Genomic DNA, 19058 nt, shown 5'->3' on the forward strand with positions numbered 1-19058 from the left:
CCGCCTTCGTGAAGCGGCCCTCGATGATCCGCGGGGCCTGTTTCATGCCGTCCTTGCTCGTGTCGAGGACGAGGGGTTCAGGTTCGGCGTGACCTTGAACTGGCCCCAAGGAACCGCGACGTGGCGTTGTCCGCGGCCGAAGACGCCGCCGCGAGCGACGAGGAGGTAGGCGCTATTGCTGCCCTCAGGTCCCATGACGATGGCGTCGCCGCTGCCGAGCGGCACGTTGTCCGGTGTGCGCACCTCGCTCCCGAGCAAGTCGTCCGAGCGGAAGGACGTCGTCCGCACGGCATGCTTTCGTCGCTAAGATCCTATTGGGAACCCGGTCGCCGGATCTTCTGGACGGCATACTAGCGTCTCGGCTCAATACACGGGCCAAGCATTTTCGACATTTGGCTATGCAGAGATGGATACGTCGCGGCCGGACGGGAAATCGACCTTGAGCGAGGCTTAGACGACGCGAAGTGGGAAAGAGGTCTTTCGGTGCGAAAACTGATCGGCGAGGGCGGCCGTGCCCGCCCTGTCACCCGGTCACGGCCCGGCCTGGTTGCCCGCTCGCCTCAACGGGTTGGAGGACCGCGGTGAGCGCGTGGATGCATTCCGTGATGTGGGTCAGTACCACCCGGATCCGCGGCGTGTCGCGGTTGTCCTTGTGAACCAGCAGCAGGATGTCGGCGCTGGGTGGCTCGGTCGGTACCGGAAGGCGCGTCAACCGAGCCTCCCCGTCGCCGCGGAAGCGTGCCAAGCATGCCAAGCCTCCTCCGCTGGCGGCCGCGAGCACGGCGGCTTCGTGGCTGCTGGTCTGAAGAACCACGATGGCACGTGATGCCAGGTCGGTCAGCCACGCGGACTGGGTCATCTCCTGCGTGTCTTCGAGCTGCGTGATCAGACGATGCCCGGTGCAACCGTCCTCGACATCCAGACCGCCATGATTCCGGACGTAATCCGGTGTCGCGTAGATGCCGAAGGCGATGCCCCCGACACGCCGCACGACGAGATCGTGCTGCTCGGGCTGGCGCATGCGCAGGGAGATGTCGGCCTCCCGCATCGCCAAGCTCAGCTCCCGCGGATTAGGAATGAGCTCGATCATGATATCGGGATGCTGCTCGTGAAGCTTGGCGAAGCTCGGCGCGAGGATGTGGGCGGCCAGCGTCTCGGCACAGGTCACCCGAACCAGGCCGCGCAGGCGGGTGTCGCGGCCGGTGACGTCGCGTTCGAGGGCGATCGCCTCCGCCTCCAGGCGTTCGGCTTTTTCGCGAACGTCGACACCAGCCAAGGTTGGCACGTAGCCGTCCGGCGTGCGGTTGAGCAGGCGCACCCCGAGGGTCGCCTCCAACGAGTTCAGGCGCCGCCCGACGGTCGATTGCGAGACATGCAGCACCTTGGCGGCGGCCGAGAGCGAGCCGTGCCGGGAGAGCGCCAGGAAAAATCTCAGGTCGTCCCAGTCAAGCATGCGCTGCCTGCCATCCGTTTTCGCATCCCTCGTCGTCGACTTTGGTGACCGACTTCTCCGCCGGGAAGCTTATACTCAATCTCGGATATAACCACGGCATAGATTTACGGCATAGATTTCTTCGAGGGCTGCGAATTTTAGAACCGGCTATCCGCGGGAAGGTAACTTCATGTCACGATCACCGAGAAACCCTGCCGCCGTGGTTCCCGTGCCCATCGACAAACGCGAACTCCAGGCGGTGATCGCCGAAGGTAAGGCGGACCCGACCGCTGTCCGGACCCTTCGGTGCCGGACGGTTGCACAGGGACGACTGAGCCAACTGAATTACATCCGGAACTTGCCGCCACGGCCTGTCATGGAGGACGAGCCTGAGGGCTTGCTCGGTGACAGCACCGCGCCGAACGCCTCGGAAGCCCTGCTCGCCGCGTTGGGCTCGTGCCTATCCATCGGGATCCACGCCAACGCCTTGAGTCGAGGCATCCCAATCCGATCGCTGGAGCTGTGCGTCGAGGCCGACATCAACATGACCTCGGTCTGGGGGAGCGGGGATCTCACCCCTAAGACCATCGGCTTCGAGACCATTCGAGTTTCGGTCAGCATCGAGGCGGACGCATCGCGAAAAGCCTTGGCGGCGCTGATCAAGCACACGGTGTTGTGGTCGCCTGTCGCGAACACGTTGCACAATCCGGTTCACCTCGACGTGGCCCTCGCACCAGCCGCAGCTGCCGCGGCCTGATGCGCGGCGGGGTCCGAGGCGTAGCGTTTCCCCCTAACGACCGGCCCGCGAGCGGCGTGACGGTGGCGGTCCTCATACTCGACGGGGTCATTCGGTCGCCGACCAGCGGGCGAAGCCGTTTCAGCTGGAAGGACAAGCTCATGTCGATCCATTCGTCGTCGGCTGCACTGACTACGAAGCTTCCCATTCCCGTCCCTTCCAGCTATTCGGACGGACGCATCTGCAAGCTCCGTCTCATCAGTCCGTATACGGCCCTGCCGTTGGCAGAGCGCGATGCGCTGGAGCCGTTGAGCCGGCGTATTGCGCTCAACCTAAAGCAGAACCTCTTCGGTCAGGATGAACCAGCGGGATCGGTCTACAACGTCACCTCCGGCGCTTTATGCCTGTATTGCATCCTTCCAGACGGACGCCGTCAGGTCACCGGCTTCGCCTTCCCGGGCGACTTCCTCGGGCTCTCGTTGCTCGACCGGTTCAGTGTCTCCGCCGACGCATTGGGACCGGTGACCGCCTGCTGGTTTGACCGGCGAGCCTTCATGGACTTGGTCTACTCACAGCCGGGGCTGATGATGCACTTTCATGAGATCATGGGGCATGAGTTRACCCGGGCCAAGGACATGATGGTTCTGCTCGGCCGGCGCACAGCCGAAGAAAAGATCGCGACCTTCCTGACCGGTATGTGGGCACGCTACGCCCGGACTGGACAAAGTGCAGTCACCCTGAAACTCCCGATGAACCGCCTCGACATCGCCGATCATCTCGGCCTGACCATCGAGACCGTTTGCCGGACGCTGACCCGTCTCGACCGGGAAGGTTGCATCCGGATTGTGCCAGGGGGTGTGCGCCTCATCGATCACGCCAGGCTCGGCCGGCTGTCGGCACGCTGACCTTCGGGATCGCGCCAGATCTTCTTCCTGGCCTCCTCTCCCGCAGGGTGGAGACGGACGGAGTCGGGAAGAGAGGCTAACCGCGTCTCGTCCCGGGATGCCCGCAAGGCGATGCCGTTATAAGCCCGGCGGCCGAACCGGGGGGCGAACCGGTGGCCGCTTGAGGTCATGCGATCGGGACCGTGGGCTGGGCTCGCTGGGCGCCCGCATGCTCCCCGTCACTGCCGGTTCCTGGGGCCGGATCTCGCTCGGAACGACGTCCCGCAACGGCGGCATGTTTGGTCCGCTGGAGCCGGCCTGAGGCTCATCCCGGGAAGCAGCCTGCGCCGAGGCAGCGACGAGGAGCGCCCCGAGCAGAACGAAAGTGGACGCCAGTGATCTGGCCATCGCTTGGTCGTCCGGTCTGGGGTGTGGGTCTGGGGCGTCCAGACCAGCATGCTGACATCATGGGCGCAGTTTCGGCCCGGGACTTTGCGGTGGATCAAGGATTGTACTTGGCCGGGGACTGGAGTCGGCACATCGGCACAGACGGCACGTCCCGAGGCCGGGATGAGCCCTCTAATTTCAATCGGTGTCGATCATAACCGATAGGCCCGCGGCTCGCACTTGGCCCCGCCACCCGCTTCGATCGCGGGCTGGCGGCGGAGGTCATCGATCTCACCGGCGTTCCCGCAGTATGCCAATTGGGAGTTGTGCGACCATGCGACGAGGTCGTCGCCGACTGGCACGTGCGACGGGGGAGGGCTAATTCAGCTTGCGGCGTCTGGCGCCGTTTGAACAGACCCTGCGGTAGCTTCCAGCTTTGTTCGATCAAGGCTTCTTGGCGCTGTCGGCCGCAAGGTCGAGCAACCGTTGCGCGAGAAGCACCGCCGTTGCCGCGTCTACCGCGGATGCGTCCGCTCCGACCTGGTGGACGAGTTCCGGGTGCTCCAAGAAGACCGGACCGCCGACCATCACGCCGATGGATCGGTTGCACGACACATCGCGCACGGAGCGGATTGATATCGCGAGCTGATCGATACGGGCCTCGCTGCTGAGCGTCAGTCCAACGACGCCGAACCATTCGGACGCCGCCAAAGCGGCGATCTCCTCTGGACTGGAGGAGAGCCCGACGGACACAGCCCAGCCCGCTTTGCGCAGGAACTGCTCCACGATCCGAACACCGAATGTATGCTGCTCTCCGGGAGCGCTCGTCAGGAGCAGGCGACGTTTCTCGTCGAGCGGAACCGCCTCGCCATCGACTCGGAAGCGAGCCACGAGATGCTGAAGGCGGGCAACACCCGTCGTCACCTCTATGAAGTCGCACAGATCCTCATCCCACATGCGGCCCAAGAGAGCGGCGGAGGGCGCCAGCAGGTCGAGGAACAAGCGATCGATCGGATAGCCGTCCGCCACCAAGACCGAGAAAGCCGCGACCATAGCCGCATCGTCCGACGCGAGCGTGAGATTGGTAAAGGCCGCGATCTGCCCCGCGTCGGGTTTGAACGCGGGTTTGGTCTCCTCAGACACGAAACTGCGATGCCGCAGCACCAGCTGAGGGATGATCTCGGTCTGGATGACTTGCCCCAGGGCCAGACAGCGCTCGCGTGCGGCCCCCGCGGCACGCTTGCGCGCATAGAGCCGACGGGCTTCTGCCGCACGTTCGGTATCGTGAGGGAGACCATCGCCCCATGGGTGTTCGGACGAACCGATATTCTGCATCGTCCCCCCCTTTCGGCGCCACGGCGTCGGCGGCCTTGCTGGGTTACCAATCGCCGCTCAGTATCAGAACCGCAGTCGGAGAGGATGTAAAGACTGAGTCAAAATTCCTAGTGTGAGACGGATAAATTCGCCGCTCTGGATCTGAGGCATTTTTTCGTCGAACAGATGCAGTACATAGAGCGGCGGACAGGGTAAGTTCGCTGCTCAGAACTCTGCGACTCAGATCCAGATGACCGAAAGACAATGTTATGCGCTTGGGTAAGGTAGCCGTCGTGGTCGGGATTGGGCCCGGGCTTGGTCTGGCTATAGCTCGCCGCTTCGCTCGTGAAGGGTTTTCCGTCGTTGGACTTGTGCGCACGCCCGACCGCGTCGCGCCAGAGGCTGAGATCGAGGTTCGCCAAGCCGACGCGGCTGATCCTGCAGAGTTGGATGCTGCGCTCCGCTCTATTGAGGTCGAGCGCGGCCCCATCGAGGTGTTGGTCTACAACGCCTACCGGGTGAGCCCGGGGGGGCCGGCCACGCCCGAGCCACAAGACTTTGCGGCCGACCTGCAGGTGAACGTGGTCGGCGCCTACGCGGCCGCCCGAACGATGCACGGCCTGATGGCTCCGCGCGGCCGGGGCAGCATCATCCTGACCGGGGGCGGCCTCGCCCTCGATCCGCGTCCGTGGCTCAGCGCGTTCTCCCTCTCCGCCGGAAAAGCCGCCCTGCGCAACCTCGCCTACTCGCTCTCGGCCGCGTTCAAGGCGGACGGCGTCGCATTGGCGACCGTGACGATCGCCGGCAGGATCCAGGAGGGTACGCCGTTCGCGCCTGATCTCATCGCAGACGCCTACTGGCGCCTGCATCTGGAGGGGCTGAGCGCCGGGCCGGAGGTGATGTTCACTGGTGACTGACAGCAAGTCACTGGGATCGTTGTGAGGAGTACCCGTTACCAAGCGGCGCTGGTCCGGAGGATGCTAAGTTTCGATGAGCATCTAGCGCGCGAGTTCGTCCAGGGCCTTGTGCAGTCAGCCGTTGCCCGAGGCGTCGAGGGGGACGTTGATGCCGCGGGCCGGCGGCACGTGTCGCCGTCGAAGAGCCCGACCTGAAACGAGAGGTTTGGGTTCGGCAGGTATTTCAGCCGGACCGCAGGCGCTCCGAACGGATGGGCGGGGCCGCTGCTGGGCAGGCTCGTGCCCGCAGTCCTCGGCCACCCGAAAGTGGAGTTGATGAACAACGTCTCGGCCTGGCTGACCAAGAATTCGGTCTCGGCCGCGACATCGCCGACTTTGAAAGTCAACTGACCGTTGAGAAGCTGTTGCTCGATTCACAGTTCGTACAGGCGCGTTGAGGGATGACCTCAAGGCCGCTTACCACGGCGAGATCGCTGACGGCAGCCCGCGTCAGTCCCACGCCATTTTTAGTAGGCCTCCACCCGGAAAGCGGCGCCGCTCCAGCCGGCGAGGCGTCCGAGATCGGCGTCGAGCTGCATGTCGATGCGGCCGATGACGGTGGCGGTCCGGCGCGTGCCGCCGCTCGTATCGCCCAGGATGTAGGCGAGGGCATTGAAGCTGTAGACGATGCCGTGATCCGAGAGGAACCGGCGTAAGCCGTTCGGGTCGCTGGCTGCTCCCAGAGAAGCCTGAATCGAGGTGGTGGCGATGGCAGACGGATTGCCCGACATTTCCGGCTGGGCGACCGAGTTGCGCGGATCGCCGCCGACACCGGTGTTCGCACCTTGTGCCAGGACCTCAATGGGGATGAAGCTCAACAGGACGGAGACTGCAAATGCCGTCCGGATCAGGCGTCTCATCCCACTGGACCTTGTTTCGCAACCGCGTACGAAGGTCTGACGCGGGTCGAGCCGGAGGCATCCTCGACCTCTACGGCGATTGGGGTTCCTGAACCGATGTCCCGCTTCCCCAGCATGCACACACGCTGCCCGCCCGCCGTTCGTGCAGGGACCGACATCTTACGGCATGGAACCTTTTCGGATGAGACTGGGGGCATATTCGACCGCTCGGCCCAGGCGGTCGTCGACGGACCGCTCGGCCTCGAACGCCGGGCTTCGGCCGTCCACTGGAATGAGTTTGGTCTCCGCGTCCTGGTCAGGACCTGTCGCACCTTGCACGACGGACCTGCCTAATGACGGCCTGGCCCGGCGACGGCATCGAAGCGCCTCCTGCCGTACCGTCCGCCATCGGCATGGTCCGCCGCCTTGGACCAGGCCTGATCACCGGGGCCGCCGACGATGACCCGAGCGGTATCGCGACCTACTCCCAGGTCGGCGCGCAGTTCGGGTACGCTCTCGCCTGGACCATGCTGTTCAGCCTGCCCTTCATGATCGTGATCCAGGAGATCAGCGGCCGCATCGGGTGCGTGACGGGTCGCGGGATCGCGGCGAACCTGCGCCGGCACTATCCGTCCTGGCTCGTGCGCTCCGTCGTGACGCTGCTGCTGGTGGCCAACATTATCAATCTCGGTGCGGACCTCGGGGCCATGGGCGCGGCGCTCACCCTTCTCCTGGGCGGCAATCCAAAGCTCTACACCGTTGGGTTCGGGATCCTATGCGTCGTCGCTGAGATCTTCATCCCCTACGCACCCTATGCGGGCCTTCTCAAATGGCTGACGCTGTCCCTATTCGCCTATGTCGCCGTAGTGTTCACCGTACATGTCCCATGGGATGAAGCCTTGTTCGCGACCCTCGTCCCGCACCTGCGCTTCGATGCCGTCAACGCGACGGCTTTGGTGGCGGTCCTCGGCACAACGATCAGCCCTTACCTATTCTTCTGGCAGTCGGCGCTTGAGGTTGAGGATCGGAACAGGCGCGGCGCCCGTCCGCTCTGTCGCACGCCTCGGGAAGCAAGCCCGCAATTCGCCCGGATCCGAACCGATACGGTGGTCGGGATGGGCGTCTCAAACGTCATCGCCATCTTCATCATCTACGCCACCGCCGCCACGCTGCATGCGAATGGGATCACGGATATCCAGACCTCGGCCCAGGCAGCCGAAGCGCTCCGGCCGATTGCCGGCATCTTCACCTTCGCGCTGTTCGCACTCGGCATTCTCGGGACGGGACTGCTCGCGGTGCCGGTGCTGGCCGGATCGGCAGCCTATGCACTGGCGGAAGCCTTCCAGTGGAGCGAGGGCCTCGACCGCCGCCTGAGGCAGGCCAAGGCCTTCTACGCGACGCTCTCGGTGGCGACCCTGGCCGGTGTGGGCCTCAACTTCACCGCGCTCGATCCGGTCAAGGCGCTGTACTGGGCCGCCGTCGTCAACGGCATCCTCGCGGCACCGGTCATGGCCGCGCTGATGTTCGTCGCCAGCAACGGCCGCATCATGGGGCGCCTCTGCTTGTCGATCCCGATGCGCGTCGGCGGCTGGATGGCTACTGCGATCATGGTCGTCGCAAGTGTCGGCTTTTTCGTCCTGTAATCGTCGCCCATACAGGGCGTGGGTTGTGCGGACAGGCGGGCGGCCTCCGGGAGGCGGCCTCGTCTCTACTCAAAAGGCGGAGCGAATGCCTTTGGTATCGCATCGATCTCCCTTTTCAGCATCCCGCGGAGGCAGATCGGGCCGCTCGGGAACGCAGTAGGCGCGCGCCGACGCTTGTCGTTGAGCATATCGAAGAGCGCCGGTTGTTTGACAGGCGCGATCCATCATCCCACTCGATCTTTGCGGTCGATCACGGACCTCGCGTGTCCGCCTCGTTAGCGTTAGCGACGCTAGCAGACCGGCTGCCTTCGTCGCACATGCCCGCCGATCCCGACCCGGTCGACGCGACGACCGCATGGATGTCGGCTGGGTGAGGGATGCGGCTGTCGGTTAGCTTCGGCACAGGCGTCGGGGGTCTCGAATGATCAGGTTCAAAGGACTGCCGGAGGAAGGCTTGAGCGGGGCCGTCGAGACTTCCGATCCAGCGGGGCGCGTCCAACATCGGTCGCGGCTTTCGGGGAGCCCGGAGACGGATGCGGAACCCGGCTCACCGTGCGAGGTCCCGACAACCCAGCCCCACCATCGTCCTCCCAGGTCGCGCGTTGGAATCCCCCGATGGCCGTCACGCGCTCGATTTTGAATTTCATGTCCGATCCTCCCTGGACCTTGCGGGGCCGCGAATGAACGCCGCGCCCGCCGTCAGTGCGAAGGAGCTAAACTGATGCCGGCTGATCCAGACACTGCGGCGTCGGGTCCGCGGTCGGATTTCGGGGCGGTCAGAGCCCCGGTCGTGTCCGGGATCGCCTTGCCGCAGGTACAATCGAAGTTCTCCTCGCCCGCCCCGGCAACGCGATCCGGACCGGCCTGACGGTTCGAGTTGCCAGACAGGACCGAGCCAGCGGCGTCCGCACCCGGCGCCGTGATGTGGCAAGTGCAGTCCAGAGCTTGCTCGCGAATCGGCGCCTCGTTCCTCACCGTGCCGGGATTGTTCGCGCTGTTCACGGCATCGTCCGGCAGTGTGGCCTGAGCAAAACCGGAACCGGTCTTCGCCAATGCGAACACGGCCGAGAGGACCAGAACGGAAAGGCGCATCAGAGTTTTCCTTCGTCCAATGACGCGCAGTCGGCACGTTTCCATCGCTGAACTTCTATGCGCTTCATCGCAAGGGGCGGTTTTGTCCTGGATCAAAGGCGCTCTGGGCCCTATCGGCGGCACAAGGTTTTTGAGATAAAGGTGGGCCTGATGCGCCGCTTCGCTCTCTCATATCGTCCGCCGCTCTATCTTGGGCTCTTCCTCGCGGCCCTTCATTTGGCATGGGGCGTCTTGTGGGAGTCGCAGCACCGTGGCGAGATCGTAAGTGGCTTTGGCTCTTGCATGATCGTGCTCGGGCTTCTCGTCGCAGCGCGCCCCTACGTTCTGGGGGGCCGTGAGGCCGCGACGATCAGAGCGATGAAGCCGCTGCTGCAGCAGACGGCCATGTCACACGAGCACAGTGTGACCTATCATCGAGGGCGCGAGGCCGAGCGGGCACAGGTCCGCAGCAGCGTCATCGCCGAGCGGGAAACATCCGTCGTGATGATTGCTATCGGTACCTTGCTCAACGGCTACGGGCCTCCACTCATACGCGTTCTCGGTCTCGGGGTCTGAGTACAGGGCCAGATCTGTACTGCAGAGGAAATGGGGTCAGAAATCCGCGGGCCGGATGTCCGTGTGACCGGCCAGATTGGCCTGAGCTAAAGCAAGCACACGCTCCCGGCCGCTGCCATCCTTAAGGGCACCGCAGATGCGAAGCGTTTCAAGTGCGACTTTGAGTTCGCGGGTAGCTGTGGGATCACCATAGAAGTCACTCGGAAGGAAGCCGAGTGCATCGGCGACGCGCCCGAATATCCTACAAGCGATCCGGTCCTCATTCCGCCGCGAAAGTGGTCAGGATATTGTGCATCGCGAGCGCCCGTTCGAGCCTGGATCGCCCGCAGTAACAGCTTAAATTTCAGGCAGAATCATCTTGAGGATCAACACTGTTAGATGTAGCTCTGCCCTGATCGGTCATTTGCTTCTCAATTTCTAAGCTTGAGATCATCGCTTCAGCGGCCACCCGCATTATCAAGCCGCAGGTGACCCCGCTGGTTGCGAGGCCTGAATTTCCGAGTAACGAACTGACGATCGCTTCCAATCCTCCATGACAGTCGCGATGATGACTGATTTTTTCCAAATACGCCGTAACGCCTCGGCGCTGCGATCTACCTCATGACGCCTGGTCGCGCCTATAAATTGGTTGTCCTTTGTCGAAGAGGCGGCCGCTCAAGCTTCGAGAATGACGCCTTCCGTTTAAATGCGCACATAAGCGGAAGGACTTGATTTAAATGGAAATGATTTCTGACGTGCAAAAACGGATAGACAAAACGCAGAATCGTACCAGATCTTTATTTAAGACCACGCGTTTTCCAACAGATAGCTCGCCCGTTGCGTTATGAGCTGCCGGGAGTCGCGACCATGAACCCGATTACCGCCATGCTGGTCGCGGCCCTCTTGTTCTGCGGGCTGGCGATAGGCGCATTCGACACATTGAGGCCCGGCTGGTTGGCCGAACTCTTCGCCGGCCTGTTCCTCGGGGCGGCTATGCTCGTCGCGCTCTCCCTCAAAGTAGCCAACGCCTGGGAGAAGTTCGTGATCCTGCGCGCAGGCAAGCTGCAGGGTGTCCGCGGTCCCGGCTTGTTCCTGATCCTTCCCGTCTTCGACCGGGTGACCGCCGTGATCGACGAACGCATCCAGACGACGGCCTTCAACGCGGAGCAGGCACTCACCCGCGACACCGTGCCGGTGAACGTGGACGCGATCATCTTCTGGCACGTACACGATGCCGAAGCAGCGGCCTTGAAGATCACAAACTATCGCCAAGCGATCGACCGGGTCGCGCAGACATCGCTGCGCGAGATGATCGGCTCATCGATGCTTGCGGACCTACTCTCGGATCGCAAGGCGGCCGATGAGGAATTGCGCTCGGAGATCGCCCTCAAAACGGCGGCGTGGGGCATCGCGATTACCTCGGTCGAAGTTCGGGACGTAGCGATCCCCGTTGCGCTTCAGGATGCCATGTCCCGCCAAGCGCAGGCCGAACGGGAGAAGCAGGCCCGCATCATCCTCGGATCCGCCGAAGACGAGGTCGCCAGTCGGTTTGTCGCGGCGGCCAAGACCTACGCGCAGTACCCAATCGCCCTGCAGTTGCGGGCCATGAACATCATCTACGAGACGACCAAGGAGCGAGGATCGACGATCTTGATCCCAACGACCATGGTCGAGGCTATGAACCCGGCCTCCGCGCTGGTTCTCGCTGGTCTTGCAGCTCCCAAAGAAGAAGCGCCGATGCCGCTCAACGGGGCGATCCCGAACAGGTCTGCCATTTTGGCCGATGGACGAGAGTCCGTCCGGTCATAGAGCAGACTAGCACGGGACAGCTGGCCGGCCTCTGGCTTTGGCGGGTTCCGCGCCCGTTACGTCGCAACGGCGACGGTGAATGGTGCCCAGGACTGAGATGGGCATCACAGCGTAGAGGAGATGCTCGCTGCATCACGGAGATCATAGGAGGGCGCGATGCCGATCACCGTAGGGATCCAAGGGCTCGAAGGCGTGCCGGACATGGTTGTTCTCATCGGCATGCTCGGCCTTGTCGCGTGCTTCGTCGGCTTGATATCGATCCTTTGGAGCGTGAGGCATCCCTGAAGACCGATGGAGATGCCGGACGGAAATGGCACAGCGCCGCCTACCCAAACCGCCCTGGCCAGGAAGCCCTTGTCGGTGGCTCCCACGACCACCTTAGGCCTGATTGACTCGGGGACGAACCCTGGACTGCGTTCCGCATATTCGGTCACAGCGAGGACACTGCAATGGCCGGCGCGCTCGGGATTTTACCTGAAGAAGTTGAGGAATTTTCGAAGCTTGTACGAGATATGATCGACAAGCGCCTTGCTGAGATCCCGGAGAGCAAGAGGCCGCAATTTTGGACCATCATCGCGAATGTCTATGGCCGAGGTCTTACAAGAGACGCGGTGTCCGCCAACCTCCTCCAAGCGCTGCCGGAGATAGCGGACAGCATCGATCTCTCGGTTCAGCCTAAGAACCAAGCGAACGGTGGGATGAGCCAAAATCTGGATGGCGCCCCTTCTTCAAGTTGACGCTGATAGCCGCGCTATCGAGGAGTCCAACGACGCCTGGACCGACCGGCAGCTGACACAACAGGCCATTCTGGTTCAGGGTATCAGCTCCCGATCTGGCCTACGACGCGTTCGATTTTGTCTATGGCGGTCTTGATCGTTTCGGACTGCTCCTGCAGGTCCTCGACTTTTACGAGGCCAGGTTTTTCCTTCGTCCACCAAATGCCGTTGTCGATCACGCCGAGCAGGCGGCCCAGACGGGCATGCTCATGCTTGAGTGATGCGATGAAGTCGGTGCTGGTTTTCATGACAGTCCCTCGCTTAGCAACTATCATACCGCAGTGAGAGGGCAAGAGCGAGCAGCAGGGCTCAGAGGCGGATCCAGTCCGACCAAGATGTAGCTCCAATAGTGCTTTCGCCGCGCTTCCGTCGTTCAATCTGCGGTCAGGATGCACTCTATCATCTCTGCAAATTGCTCGGTAACTCCTTCAATGCTCGGAAAATGATACTCAGGATCGCCTGCGGCGAGCATCATTTCGCTCGGCTTCTTAAGCTCAGTGAGCACAGCGCGAACGATGGCCTCAGAGTTGCCCGCGTCCGCTAGTTTGACGTCCTCGCGCATAGCCACATCTTCGACTGCTCTGCACAGTCTTTCCATATCATAATTCATAGCAGCACCCCTGGATGGTAATAAAATTAATTATATACCAAACATCCGATGCCGTGCAGATTCGATGCGGTTGTAGAAAATCTTTGGGCCGCACCCAGGTCGCAGGCAACCGGCGTGCCTCCACTCAAGGCAGCCGGGGTCCAAGCGGTCGAAGCGTAACCATGATGAGCTGGTCACGGCATCGAGTGCCAGGCGAAGCGTCCAATCTTCGCCGTTGTGATGAAATCTTTCGCTCCCGGAACCGGATCCCGGCCCCGCCGTCGTTCTCATGGATCCGAATGATCCCGTTGGCTTCAACCGCTCGATACGGGACCCTGCCCCAGATCTTTCTTCGTCCAGGATGGATCGTTCGGCTCTGCGCGGTGTTTCCATATTGCAGTGCAACATCCTCCGCGACCACCCGTCTGCTGCGGTTATCTGCTGCCCCCTCCGCTTGTGCGATCAGCCGACCCTGCCATGGCAAGCCGGCTGATCGTTCTCAGCACAAAGGATCTCACATGCGCCTCGCGCTCTCTCTGGGGGCTTCCGCCCTCCTGCTCGGCCTCACGCCGCTTCCGGTCCGAGCGAGCTCCTGCGCCGAGCAGATCGGTACGATCGCGCGTCGCCTCGACAGCGCCGGCGCGGTCCACGTGGCTGGCCTCCAGGACGGACATACGATCCGCAGCAGCAATTCACCCAAGGCGCTGCCCAGCGCTCCTTCGGGCGAGCCGAGCGATGTCAGCATGGTCTCGACGAGCGCACACATCGCCGACGCGCGCCGGCTGCTCCATCGTGCGGTCGAGGAGGATGGCCACGGACATCAGCGGGCGTGTGAGAACACGATGACGGAAGCCAAGGGCCTGATCGGCGCGCTCCCATAGAGGCTGCCGACTGCCGCAAGCACGACCCGACACATCACCAAGCCAAGAACGACCCGAGGAATGCCGCATCCCGCGGTGCGGAGTAGACCATGTTCACCCCTTTCTTCAGCACCATGATGCTCGCCATCGAAGCGCAGCGCGTTATTGAGCTTCGGCTTGTCAGGATCGCCTGAGGCACAGGCCGAGATGCAGTCGATGGTCTCCGAAAAGATCGGTGCTGCCATCGAGGCTGCCGGAACGCTGGTGAATGGTGGCTCCTTCGAAGTCGTCGTGTCGCGATACTGCGAGCACGTGGCCTTCAACACCAAGCGCCTCACCGCCGCCTAGCGCCGGGTTGAGGTCGTAGTCCGAACAGATCGCATCGCTTTCAGATTGATCCCGCCGATCGAGGATCATGCCCCATCACACGCAGGATCATACCATGACACAACGTTCCAGTACCGGCCGCTGGCTGGTTCCGACCCTACTCGGGTCAGCTGCAGCGCTCGGCGCATCGGCGCTCTACGCGGTCGCTAAGACGCGGGAAGCCGAGCGGCAAACGCCGCCCATCGGTGAGTTCATCACCGTAGACGGGGTGCGCCTGCACTACGTCGAGCGCGGACATGGCCCGGCCCTGGTGCTGATCCATGGCAACGGCATGAAGATCCAGGACTTCCTGGTCAGCGGCATCGTCGACGACCTCGCTAAGCGCTACCGCGTCATCATCATCGACCGACCCGGCTACGGCTACAGCGATCGGCCGCGCGGCCTGTGGACACCGCGCGCCCACGCGACGCTGTTCCAGAAAGCGCTGCAGCAGCTCGGCGTCACGCAGACCGTCGTGCTCGGGCATTCGTGGGGCGCGCTCGTCGCGGTCGCTCTCGCGCTTCAGGCCCCGCAGCTCGTCCGCAGCCTCGTCCTGGCATCCGGGTACTACTATCCGACGCTGCGCGCCGACGTGATGCTATCCTCCCCGGCGGCGATCCCCGGCCTCGGCGACCTGATGCGCCACACGGTGTCACCCGTGATCGGACGGGCGCTGCAGCCCGCCATGATCAAGGCCATGTTTGCTCCGGCCCCTGTCACAGAACGCTTCGATCGCGAGTTCCCGAAAGCCATGATGCTGCGCCCGTTGCAGCTGCGTGCCTCCGCGGAGGACGCCGTGCTGATGACGCCGGTGACCGTCGAGCTTGAGAAGCACTACCGCGACTTGAAGCTGCCGGTCGTGATCATCGTCGGCGGGGACGACCAGATCGCCGACGTCGACCGGCAGTCGAAGCGGCTGCACAGCGAGTTGCCGGACAGTGAACTGATCGTTGTCCCCGCCATGGGCCATATGATCCAGCACCTCGCGCCCGAGCAGGTTATCGCCGCCGTGGAACGCGCGTCGGAGCCGGTTCGCGCGGCGGCATAAGAGGTCGTCAGATGCGCATCGAAACCTGCTTCCTGTTCGACTTGGACGGCACGCTCGTCGACAGCGTCTACCAGCATGTGCTCGCCTGGAAGCAGGCGCTCGACGCGGAGGAGATCGCTCTGTCTGTCTGGCGCATCCACCGGAAGATCGGCATGAGCGGCGGCCTGTTCACGAACCAGCTCCTGCGGGAGACGGGACAGGAGATCAGCGAGGAGCGCATCGCACGCTTGGGCCATCTTCATGCCGAGGCGTACGGGCGTCTCTCCTCGCAGATCTGTCCCCTTCCGGGGGCACAAGCCCTGCTCGGCACCCTCACCGAGGCCGGGATCCCGTGGGCGATCGCCACGAGCGGCCGGATGGAAACGGCCCGGGTCAACCTCGACGCTCTCGGCGTCGACCCCGAGCAGGTGCCGGTGGTGACGCGCGACATGGTCAAGTACGCCAAGCCCGACCCTGACCTGTTCCTGGCCGCAGCTGATCGGCTCGGCAAGCCGATCGAAACGGCGATCATCGTAGGCGACTCGATCTGGGACATGCTGGCGGCGCGCCGCTGTCGTGGGCTTGGGGTCGGGCTGCTCTCGGGTGGTTACGGCACGGAAGAGCTGGAGCGATCCGGCGCAGTGCGCGTCTACGAAGACCCAGCAGACTTGCTCGAGCATCTCGATGAGGTCGGCGGGCGGCGTTGATTAGAGCCGAGAATGCCTGCTGGCGCCGACGAGCCTTTCTCAGGCGCGAGCGGCAGAAAGCTGGTACCCCAAAGCACTCTGCCCCAGGCGCGCTCATGCAGGTAGTACAGCACGGTTTTCGTCGTGCTCTCGATACCAACGATGGCGAAGGACCACGTCATACTCCCGGTTACCAGATAGCTGACCACAAACGTGTCCACCTCGGCAATGATGCGCCACGTCAGGGTCTTCACGAGCGAGCGCTTTGGCGAGGTGACCGCGCGGCGCGGTCGGAGAACCGAGAGGATGGCCACAGCGCTGTCTCCGAATGGCGGTGTCCACGTCCAGCTTTGCGTTACCGCAGCGCCTCCGCCGCTGATCGCGGCCAACGAACGGGCGGCGATCTCGCTCGTCTACCCGTCGTTCTCGCTGGTGAGTTCGCCGAGGTGCAGGCCCTCGTCACAAGGATCTTGCCGCCTGAGCCGCACCCCAGGGCCGCCCTCAACCGTCACGCAGTTGGCGAGGAAGATCACGCCGGCGGCTTCCAAGGAGCAGACGACCCGGTCGAGCAGGTGCGGGTCACCCGTGTCTTCCTGGCGTTCGATGGTCGCCAACCTCTCTTCGGGCACATGAGACGCCCGAGCGAGATCGCTCGTGTTCCACGCCAGGAGCGCCCGCGCCGCCCGTAGCTGCGCACTTGTCACTCGCTTGAGCATGGCAGCACTGCCTTCGTGGATAAACAAGGATTTTAGCACACCCGCTCGGGCAGGTTCAAAGAGCGCCCTCAAAAACCCGGTGTCTCAGCGCCTATGCACTATCATGAGACTGCCCTTTGAATTTTCCGGTCTACGTGTGGCCGGCCTCAAACGAGTCTTCGTAGGCACCGCCCGGCGATCGGCAACAACGTACATCGTGCGTCAGGATGGGGTCGCGGAGGATCAGCTCGACCAGCGGCAGTTCTGCGAGGATCCACAGAGAAGGTCAAACCTGCGCCAGTCGCAGCAGCCTGAAGTGGCTGCCCTTTACCAACACCTCTCGTTCACGAGGACCGCTAGTCCTACGAGGATTGCAGCCGCCGGCGTCAGTATTTGAAGGTAACCATTCAAATAGGTCAATCCGGCGAGGGGCTCTATGCCCTCGGGCCATTTGCCCGCTTCGAGTCGGTTGCTTACCCACTGAAAAAACCGCTCAAGGGTCAGGTCCAAGACGCCACAGACGATAGCCAAAATTGCGAGGGCGGTCATGTTTAACCTCCAAAAAAACTTAAGTTCGGAAACTTATTCGTTAGCTCGTCTAATTGTAATAGAAGTCGTCTGAGCAGCAGACTCGCATGAATTGCAGCTTTTGGTTCACTCGGAACTCCGTCTCTGCCGAATGACGCGCTCCCGTGGCTAGGGGCCGATTCCGACCGATCTCAGCGTTCAGGTAATTACCCAGGCCCTTGCGCAGGTCGAACTTCGCTGATTCCCTCGCGGGATGGGCCGAAGCGATCTTGAGCGGCTGAGCCGTGAGGAGCTGATCGAGCTGGTGCTGCGGCTGCAGCGGCCAGAGAAGACCTCGCGCACCTCGTCCAAGCCGCCCGCGACGGATCGCAAAGAGCAGCGGGAGCACTCCAAGCCCGGCGGCGCCAAGCCGGGTCACGAGGGTCACAGCCGGGTGCTGAGCGATGATCCCGGTACGATCGTCGAGCATCTTCCCGCGGCGTGCGCGTGCTGCGGTGGCCGCCTGCACGCCGCTCTTCCGGCGGAGGTCGTCAGCGTCTGCGAGCAGATCGAGCTGCCCGTGGTGGCGCCAATCGTGACGCAGCACCGGCGGCTCGCGGTCCGTTGCCCGAGCTGTGGGGAGCGGGTCGTCGCACCGGTGCCCGAGGCGGCGCGCGGCACCCCCGTTCGGTCCGCGGCTGCATGCGGTGGCGACGTACCTCAAGACCTTTCAGGCGCTCTCCTACGAACGGCTGCAGGCGGCGCTCTCCGAGTTGTTTGGCCTGACGCTCAGCCAGGGCGGGCTGATGAACCTGCTCCGCCGCGCGCAGGGCTGCTTCCGCCCGGGTCGTGACGCTGCCATCGCGACCCTGCGCCGGGCTGAGGTCGTCGCCTGCGACGAGACCGGCGTGCGCATTGAGGGCTCGAACGCTTACCACTGGCTGTTCCACTCGGCGCAAGCCGTGGTGCACGCGGCCTCGCCGACGCGCGGCTCTGTCGTGGTGCGGGAGATGATGGATGGTCACCGGCCCGAGGTGTGGATCTCGGACCGCTACACCGCCCAACAGGGCCATGCCGCCGAGCACCAGACCTGCCTGGCGCATCTAGCCCGCGACGTCGCCTACGTCGTCGAGGCCAGCGACGATCCAGTTCCCTGGCGCCTGCAGCTCTGGCTGCAGAGCGTGTTTTCCCTGGCCGAGCGCGTCACAGATCTCGCCGCCTCGACGCTCTCGGCCAAGCGCCGCAGCCTGGATCGGCAACTCGGCGCCATCCTGGCCACGTCGAGCCGCTGTGATCTGACCCGCGATCTCCAGGGCAAGATCAGTCGCGCGCGATCAGCTCCTGGTGTTCCTCGCCTATCCCGGAAAGGTCGAGCCCACCAACAACGGCTCCAAGCGGCTGCTGCGTCCGGCCGTCGTGCAGCGGAAGGTGACCAACGGCTACCGCGCCATGTGGGCCGCTGAAGGCGAGGCCGCCATCCGCACCGTCGTCGACACCGCCCGCCTCACAGGCAGCAGTCCCTTCGGCGCAATCCTCAAAACCGTCGGCGTCTAAACGCCGCCGTCACGGGCGTGGGTAATTACGCTGACTTGGCGCAACGTTTGGACGGGATCGACCGCATCGGCTGGCTGCGCACCGCGGTGCTCGGCGCCAACGATGGTCTCGTCTCCAGACAATTAGGGCCTGTCGTCGCCTGAACGGACTGGCGGGGCTTGCGTTTTCCTCTCTCCAAGGCAGGAGGGATGATGCTGAGCGACGCGCAATGGTCTGAGCTGGAGCCGCTGGTCGAGGCGTGCCGTCCGAAGGCCAAGACGCCACCGCAGGACCTGCAACGCACACTCTCGGCCATTCTCTGGCGGCATCAGAACGGGGCGAAATGGCGGGCCATTCCGGAGGATCTTGGTCCTTGGTGGCGGGCCGCACAGA

Annotated in this window: 23 protein-coding genes and 2 pseudogenes; 14 read left to right on the top strand and 11 right to left on the bottom strand. The window is 63.4% G+C overall.

Annotation, left to right across the window (positions count from 1 at the left end):
• Positions 1-42 precede the first annotated feature (42 nt).
• The gene (locus AC1DXK_RS15210; protein ID WP_477298211.1) at positions 43-288 is read right to left on the bottom strand and encodes a PRC-barrel domain-containing protein; all 246 of its coding nucleotides are present in this window, start codon (positions 286-288) and stop codon (positions 43-45) included.
• A 235-nt stretch (positions 289-523) separates the two neighbouring features.
• Complete coding sequence (locus AC1DXK_RS15215; protein WP_477298213.1) at positions 524-1453, bottom strand: LysR family transcriptional regulator; 930 nt, start codon at positions 1451-1453, stop codon at positions 524-526.
• A 169-nt stretch (positions 1454-1622) separates the two neighbouring features.
• On the opposite strand from AC1DXK_RS15215, the gene AC1DXK_RS15220 reads away from it, so the two are divergent.
• Positions 1623-2189 (top strand): OsmC family protein, encoded by a 567-nt coding sequence (locus tag AC1DXK_RS15220; RefSeq protein WP_477298215.1) that lies wholly within the window; start codon positions 1623-1625, stop codon positions 2187-2189.
• A gap of 140 nt (positions 2190-2329) precedes the next feature.
• Positions 2330-3073, top strand: coding sequence for a Crp/Fnr family transcriptional regulator (locus AC1DXK_RS15225; RefSeq protein WP_477298217.1), 744 nt, complete (start codon positions 2330-2332; stop codon positions 3071-3073).
• Positions 3074-3883: 810 nt separating this feature from the next.
• Here AC1DXK_RS15225 and AC1DXK_RS15230 read toward each other — a convergent pair.
• Positions 3884-4774 (bottom strand): cobalamin B12-binding domain-containing protein, encoded by an 891-nt coding sequence (locus AC1DXK_RS15230; protein ID WP_477298219.1) that lies wholly within the window; start codon positions 4772-4774, stop codon positions 3884-3886.
• Between the two features lie 248 nt (positions 4775-5022).
• Here AC1DXK_RS15230 and AC1DXK_RS15235 point away from each other — a divergent pair, with 248 nt between their 5' ends.
• Positions 5023-5670, top strand: a complete 648-nt coding sequence (locus tag AC1DXK_RS15235) for an SDR family NAD(P)-dependent oxidoreductase (RefSeq protein WP_477298221.1) — start codon at positions 5023-5025, stop codon at positions 5668-5670.
• A gap of 35 nt (positions 5671-5705) precedes the next feature.
• On the opposite strand, the gene AC1DXK_RS15240 is transcribed toward AC1DXK_RS15235, so the two are convergent.
• Complete coding sequence (locus AC1DXK_RS15240; RefSeq protein WP_477298252.1) at positions 5706-6083, bottom strand: carbohydrate porin; 378 nt, start codon at positions 6081-6083, stop codon at positions 5706-5708.
• Between the two features lie 93 nt (positions 6084-6176).
• Complete coding sequence (locus tag AC1DXK_RS15245; RefSeq protein ID WP_477298223.1) at positions 6177-6569, bottom strand: hypothetical protein; 393 nt, start codon at positions 6567-6569, stop codon at positions 6177-6179.
• 332 nt (positions 6570-6901) lie between these two features.
• Between AC1DXK_RS15245 and AC1DXK_RS15250 the strand changes: the two genes are divergently transcribed.
• A complete protein-coding gene (locus tag AC1DXK_RS15250; protein ID WP_477298224.1) occupies positions 6902-8191 on the top strand; it encodes an NRAMP family divalent metal transporter in 1290 nt (429 codons plus the stop codon).
• A 699-nt stretch (positions 8192-8890) separates the two neighbouring features.
• Here the strand turns inward: AC1DXK_RS15250 and AC1DXK_RS15255 are convergent.
• Positions 8891-9283 carry a hypothetical protein gene (locus AC1DXK_RS15255; RefSeq protein WP_477298226.1) on the bottom strand — a complete coding sequence of 131 codons (393 nt, stop codon included), beginning with the start codon at positions 9281-9283 and terminating at the stop codon, positions 8891-8893.
• A 150-nt stretch (positions 9284-9433) separates the two neighbouring features.
• On the opposite strand from AC1DXK_RS15255, the gene AC1DXK_RS15260 reads away from it, so the two are divergent.
• The 4 genes from AC1DXK_RS15260 to AC1DXK_RS15275 all read left to right on the top strand — a co-directional run bounded on the left by AC1DXK_RS15260 (position 9434) and on the right by AC1DXK_RS15275 (position 12363).
• Positions 9434-9838 (top strand): hypothetical protein, encoded by a 405-nt coding sequence (locus AC1DXK_RS15260; RefSeq protein ID WP_477298228.1) that lies wholly within the window; start codon positions 9434-9436, stop codon positions 9836-9838.
• Positions 9839-10684: 846 nt separating this feature from the next.
• A complete protein-coding gene (locus AC1DXK_RS15265; RefSeq protein ID WP_477298230.1) occupies positions 10685-11626 on the top strand; it encodes a slipin family protein in 942 nt (313 codons plus the stop codon).
• Positions 11627-11782: 156 nt separating this feature from the next.
• A complete protein-coding gene (locus tag AC1DXK_RS15270; protein WP_477298232.1) occupies positions 11783-11911 on the top strand; it encodes a hypothetical protein in 129 nt (42 codons plus the stop codon).
• Between the two features lie 164 nt (positions 11912-12075).
• A complete protein-coding gene (locus tag AC1DXK_RS15275; protein ID WP_477298234.1) occupies positions 12076-12363 on the top strand; it encodes a hypothetical protein in 288 nt (95 codons plus the stop codon).
• 83 nt (positions 12364-12446) lie between these two features.
• Here AC1DXK_RS15275 and AC1DXK_RS15280 read toward each other — a convergent pair whose 3' ends face one another.
• Complete coding sequence (locus AC1DXK_RS15280) at positions 12447-12650, bottom strand: hypothetical protein (protein ID WP_477298236.1); 204 nt, start codon at positions 12648-12650, stop codon at positions 12447-12449.
• A gap of 125 nt (positions 12651-12775) precedes the next feature.
• Positions 12776-12964: a hypothetical protein gene (locus AC1DXK_RS15285; protein WP_477298238.1), complete on the bottom strand. Its 189-nt coding sequence runs from the start codon at positions 12962-12964 to the stop codon at positions 12776-12778.
• Between the two features lie 545 nt (positions 12965-13509).
• On the opposite strand from AC1DXK_RS15285, the gene AC1DXK_RS15290 reads away from it, so the two are divergent.
• The 4 genes and pseudogenes from AC1DXK_RS15290 (at position 13510) to AC1DXK_RS15305 (ending at position 15951) form a co-directional block, all read left to right on the top strand.
• Positions 13510-13872, top strand: coding sequence for a hypothetical protein (locus AC1DXK_RS15290; protein WP_477298240.1), 363 nt, complete (start codon positions 13510-13512; stop codon positions 13870-13872).
• 89 nt (positions 13873-13961) lie between these two features.
• Positions 13962-14199, top strand: a pseudogene (locus tag AC1DXK_RS15295) (hypothetical protein).
• A gap of 94 nt (positions 14200-14293) precedes the next feature.
• Positions 14294-15265 (top strand): alpha/beta fold hydrolase, encoded by a 972-nt coding sequence (locus AC1DXK_RS15300; protein WP_477298242.1) that lies wholly within the window; start codon positions 14294-14296, stop codon positions 15263-15265.
• 11 nt (positions 15266-15276) lie between these two features.
• Positions 15277-15951: an HAD family hydrolase gene (locus AC1DXK_RS15305; RefSeq protein WP_477298244.1), complete on the top strand. Its 675-nt coding sequence runs from the start codon at positions 15277-15279 to the stop codon at positions 15949-15951.
• Here AC1DXK_RS15305 and AC1DXK_RS15310 read toward each other — a convergent pair.
• From AC1DXK_RS15310 to AC1DXK_RS15320, 3 genes are all read right to left on the bottom strand, one after another.
• Positions 15894-16244, bottom strand: a complete 351-nt coding sequence (locus tag AC1DXK_RS15310; RefSeq protein ID WP_477298246.1) for a DUF2061 domain-containing protein — start codon at positions 16242-16244, stop codon at positions 15894-15896. The two genes, AC1DXK_RS15305 and AC1DXK_RS15310, sit on opposite strands and share 58 nt — an antisense overlap.
• A 99-nt stretch (positions 16245-16343) precedes the next feature.
• Entirely contained in the window at positions 16344-16544 is a 201-nt protein-coding gene (locus AC1DXK_RS15315; RefSeq protein WP_477298248.1) for a hypothetical protein, read from the bottom strand.
• A gap of 408 nt (positions 16545-16952) precedes the next feature.
• Positions 16953-17174 (bottom strand): hypothetical protein, encoded by a 222-nt coding sequence (locus tag AC1DXK_RS15320; RefSeq protein WP_477298250.1) that lies wholly within the window; start codon positions 17172-17174, stop codon positions 16953-16955.
• 232 nt (positions 17175-17406) lie between these two features.
• On the opposite strand from AC1DXK_RS15320, the pseudogene tnpC reads away from it, so the two are divergent.
• Positions 17407-18686: pseudogene (gene tnpC, locus AC1DXK_RS15325) on the top strand (IS66 family transposase).
• Between the two features lie 191 nt (positions 18687-18877).
• Positions 18878-19058, top strand: a 181-nt coding sequence (locus AC1DXK_RS15330; RefSeq protein ID WP_456684703.1) for a transposase, incomplete at its 3' end; no start/stop codon positions are given.

It is taken from the genome of Methylobacterium sp. P3_A11 (assembly GCF_056403155.1).

Excerpts from the sequence above, each read along its gene's own strand:
- AC1DXK_RS15215 (WP_477298213.1), bottom strand. The coding sequence starts at position 1,453 with ATGCTTGACTGGGACGACCTGAGATTTTTCCTGGCGCTCTCCCGGCAC.
- AC1DXK_RS15220 (WP_477298215.1), top strand. The coding sequence starts at position 1,623 with ATGTCACGATCACCGAGAAACCCTGCCGCCGTGGTTCCCGTGCCCATC.
- AC1DXK_RS15230 (WP_477298219.1), bottom strand. The coding sequence starts at position 4,774 with ATGCAGAATATCGGTTCGTCCGAACACCCATGGGGCGATGGTCTCCCT.
- AC1DXK_RS15235 (WP_477298221.1), top strand. The coding sequence starts at position 5,023 with ATGCGCTTGGGTAAGGTAGCCGTCGTGGTCGGGATTGGGCCCGGGCTT.
- AC1DXK_RS15245 (WP_477298223.1), bottom strand. The coding sequence starts at position 6,569 with ATGAGACGCCTGATCCGGACGGCATTTGCAGTCTCCGTCCTGTTGAGC.
- AC1DXK_RS15250 (WP_477298224.1), top strand. The coding sequence starts at position 6,902 with ATGACGGCCTGGCCCGGCGACGGCATCGAAGCGCCTCCTGCCGTACCG.
- AC1DXK_RS15255 (WP_477298226.1), bottom strand. The coding sequence starts at position 9,283 with ATGCGCCTTTCCGTTCTGGTCCTCTCGGCCGTGTTCGCATTGGCGAAG.
- AC1DXK_RS15260 (WP_477298228.1), top strand. The coding sequence starts at position 9,434 with ATGCGCCGCTTCGCTCTCTCATATCGTCCGCCGCTCTATCTTGGGCTC.
- AC1DXK_RS15265 (WP_477298230.1), top strand. The coding sequence starts at position 10,685 with ATGAACCCGATTACCGCCATGCTGGTCGCGGCCCTCTTGTTCTGCGGG.
- AC1DXK_RS15270 (WP_477298232.1), top strand. The coding sequence starts at position 11,783 with ATGCCGATCACCGTAGGGATCCAAGGGCTCGAAGGCGTGCCGGACATG.
- AC1DXK_RS15275 (WP_477298234.1), top strand. The coding sequence starts at position 12,076 with ATGGCCGGCGCGCTCGGGATTTTACCTGAAGAAGTTGAGGAATTTTCG.
- AC1DXK_RS15280 (WP_477298236.1), bottom strand. The coding sequence starts at position 12,650 with ATGAAAACCAGCACCGACTTCATCGCATCACTCAAGCATGAGCATGCC.
- AC1DXK_RS15285 (WP_477298238.1), bottom strand. The coding sequence starts at position 12,964 with ATGCGCGAGGACGTCAAACTAGCGGACGCGGGCAACTCTGAGGCCATC.
- AC1DXK_RS15290 (WP_477298240.1), top strand. The coding sequence starts at position 13,510 with ATGCGCCTCGCGCTCTCTCTGGGGGCTTCCGCCCTCCTGCTCGGCCTC.
- AC1DXK_RS15300 (WP_477298242.1), top strand. The coding sequence starts at position 14,294 with ATGACACAACGTTCCAGTACCGGCCGCTGGCTGGTTCCGACCCTACTC.
- AC1DXK_RS15305 (WP_477298244.1), top strand. The coding sequence starts at position 15,277 with ATGCGCATCGAAACCTGCTTCCTGTTCGACTTGGACGGCACGCTCGTC.
- AC1DXK_RS15320 (WP_477298250.1), bottom strand. The coding sequence starts at position 17,174 with ATGACCGCCCTCGCAATTTTGGCTATCGTCTGTGGCGTCTTGGACCTG.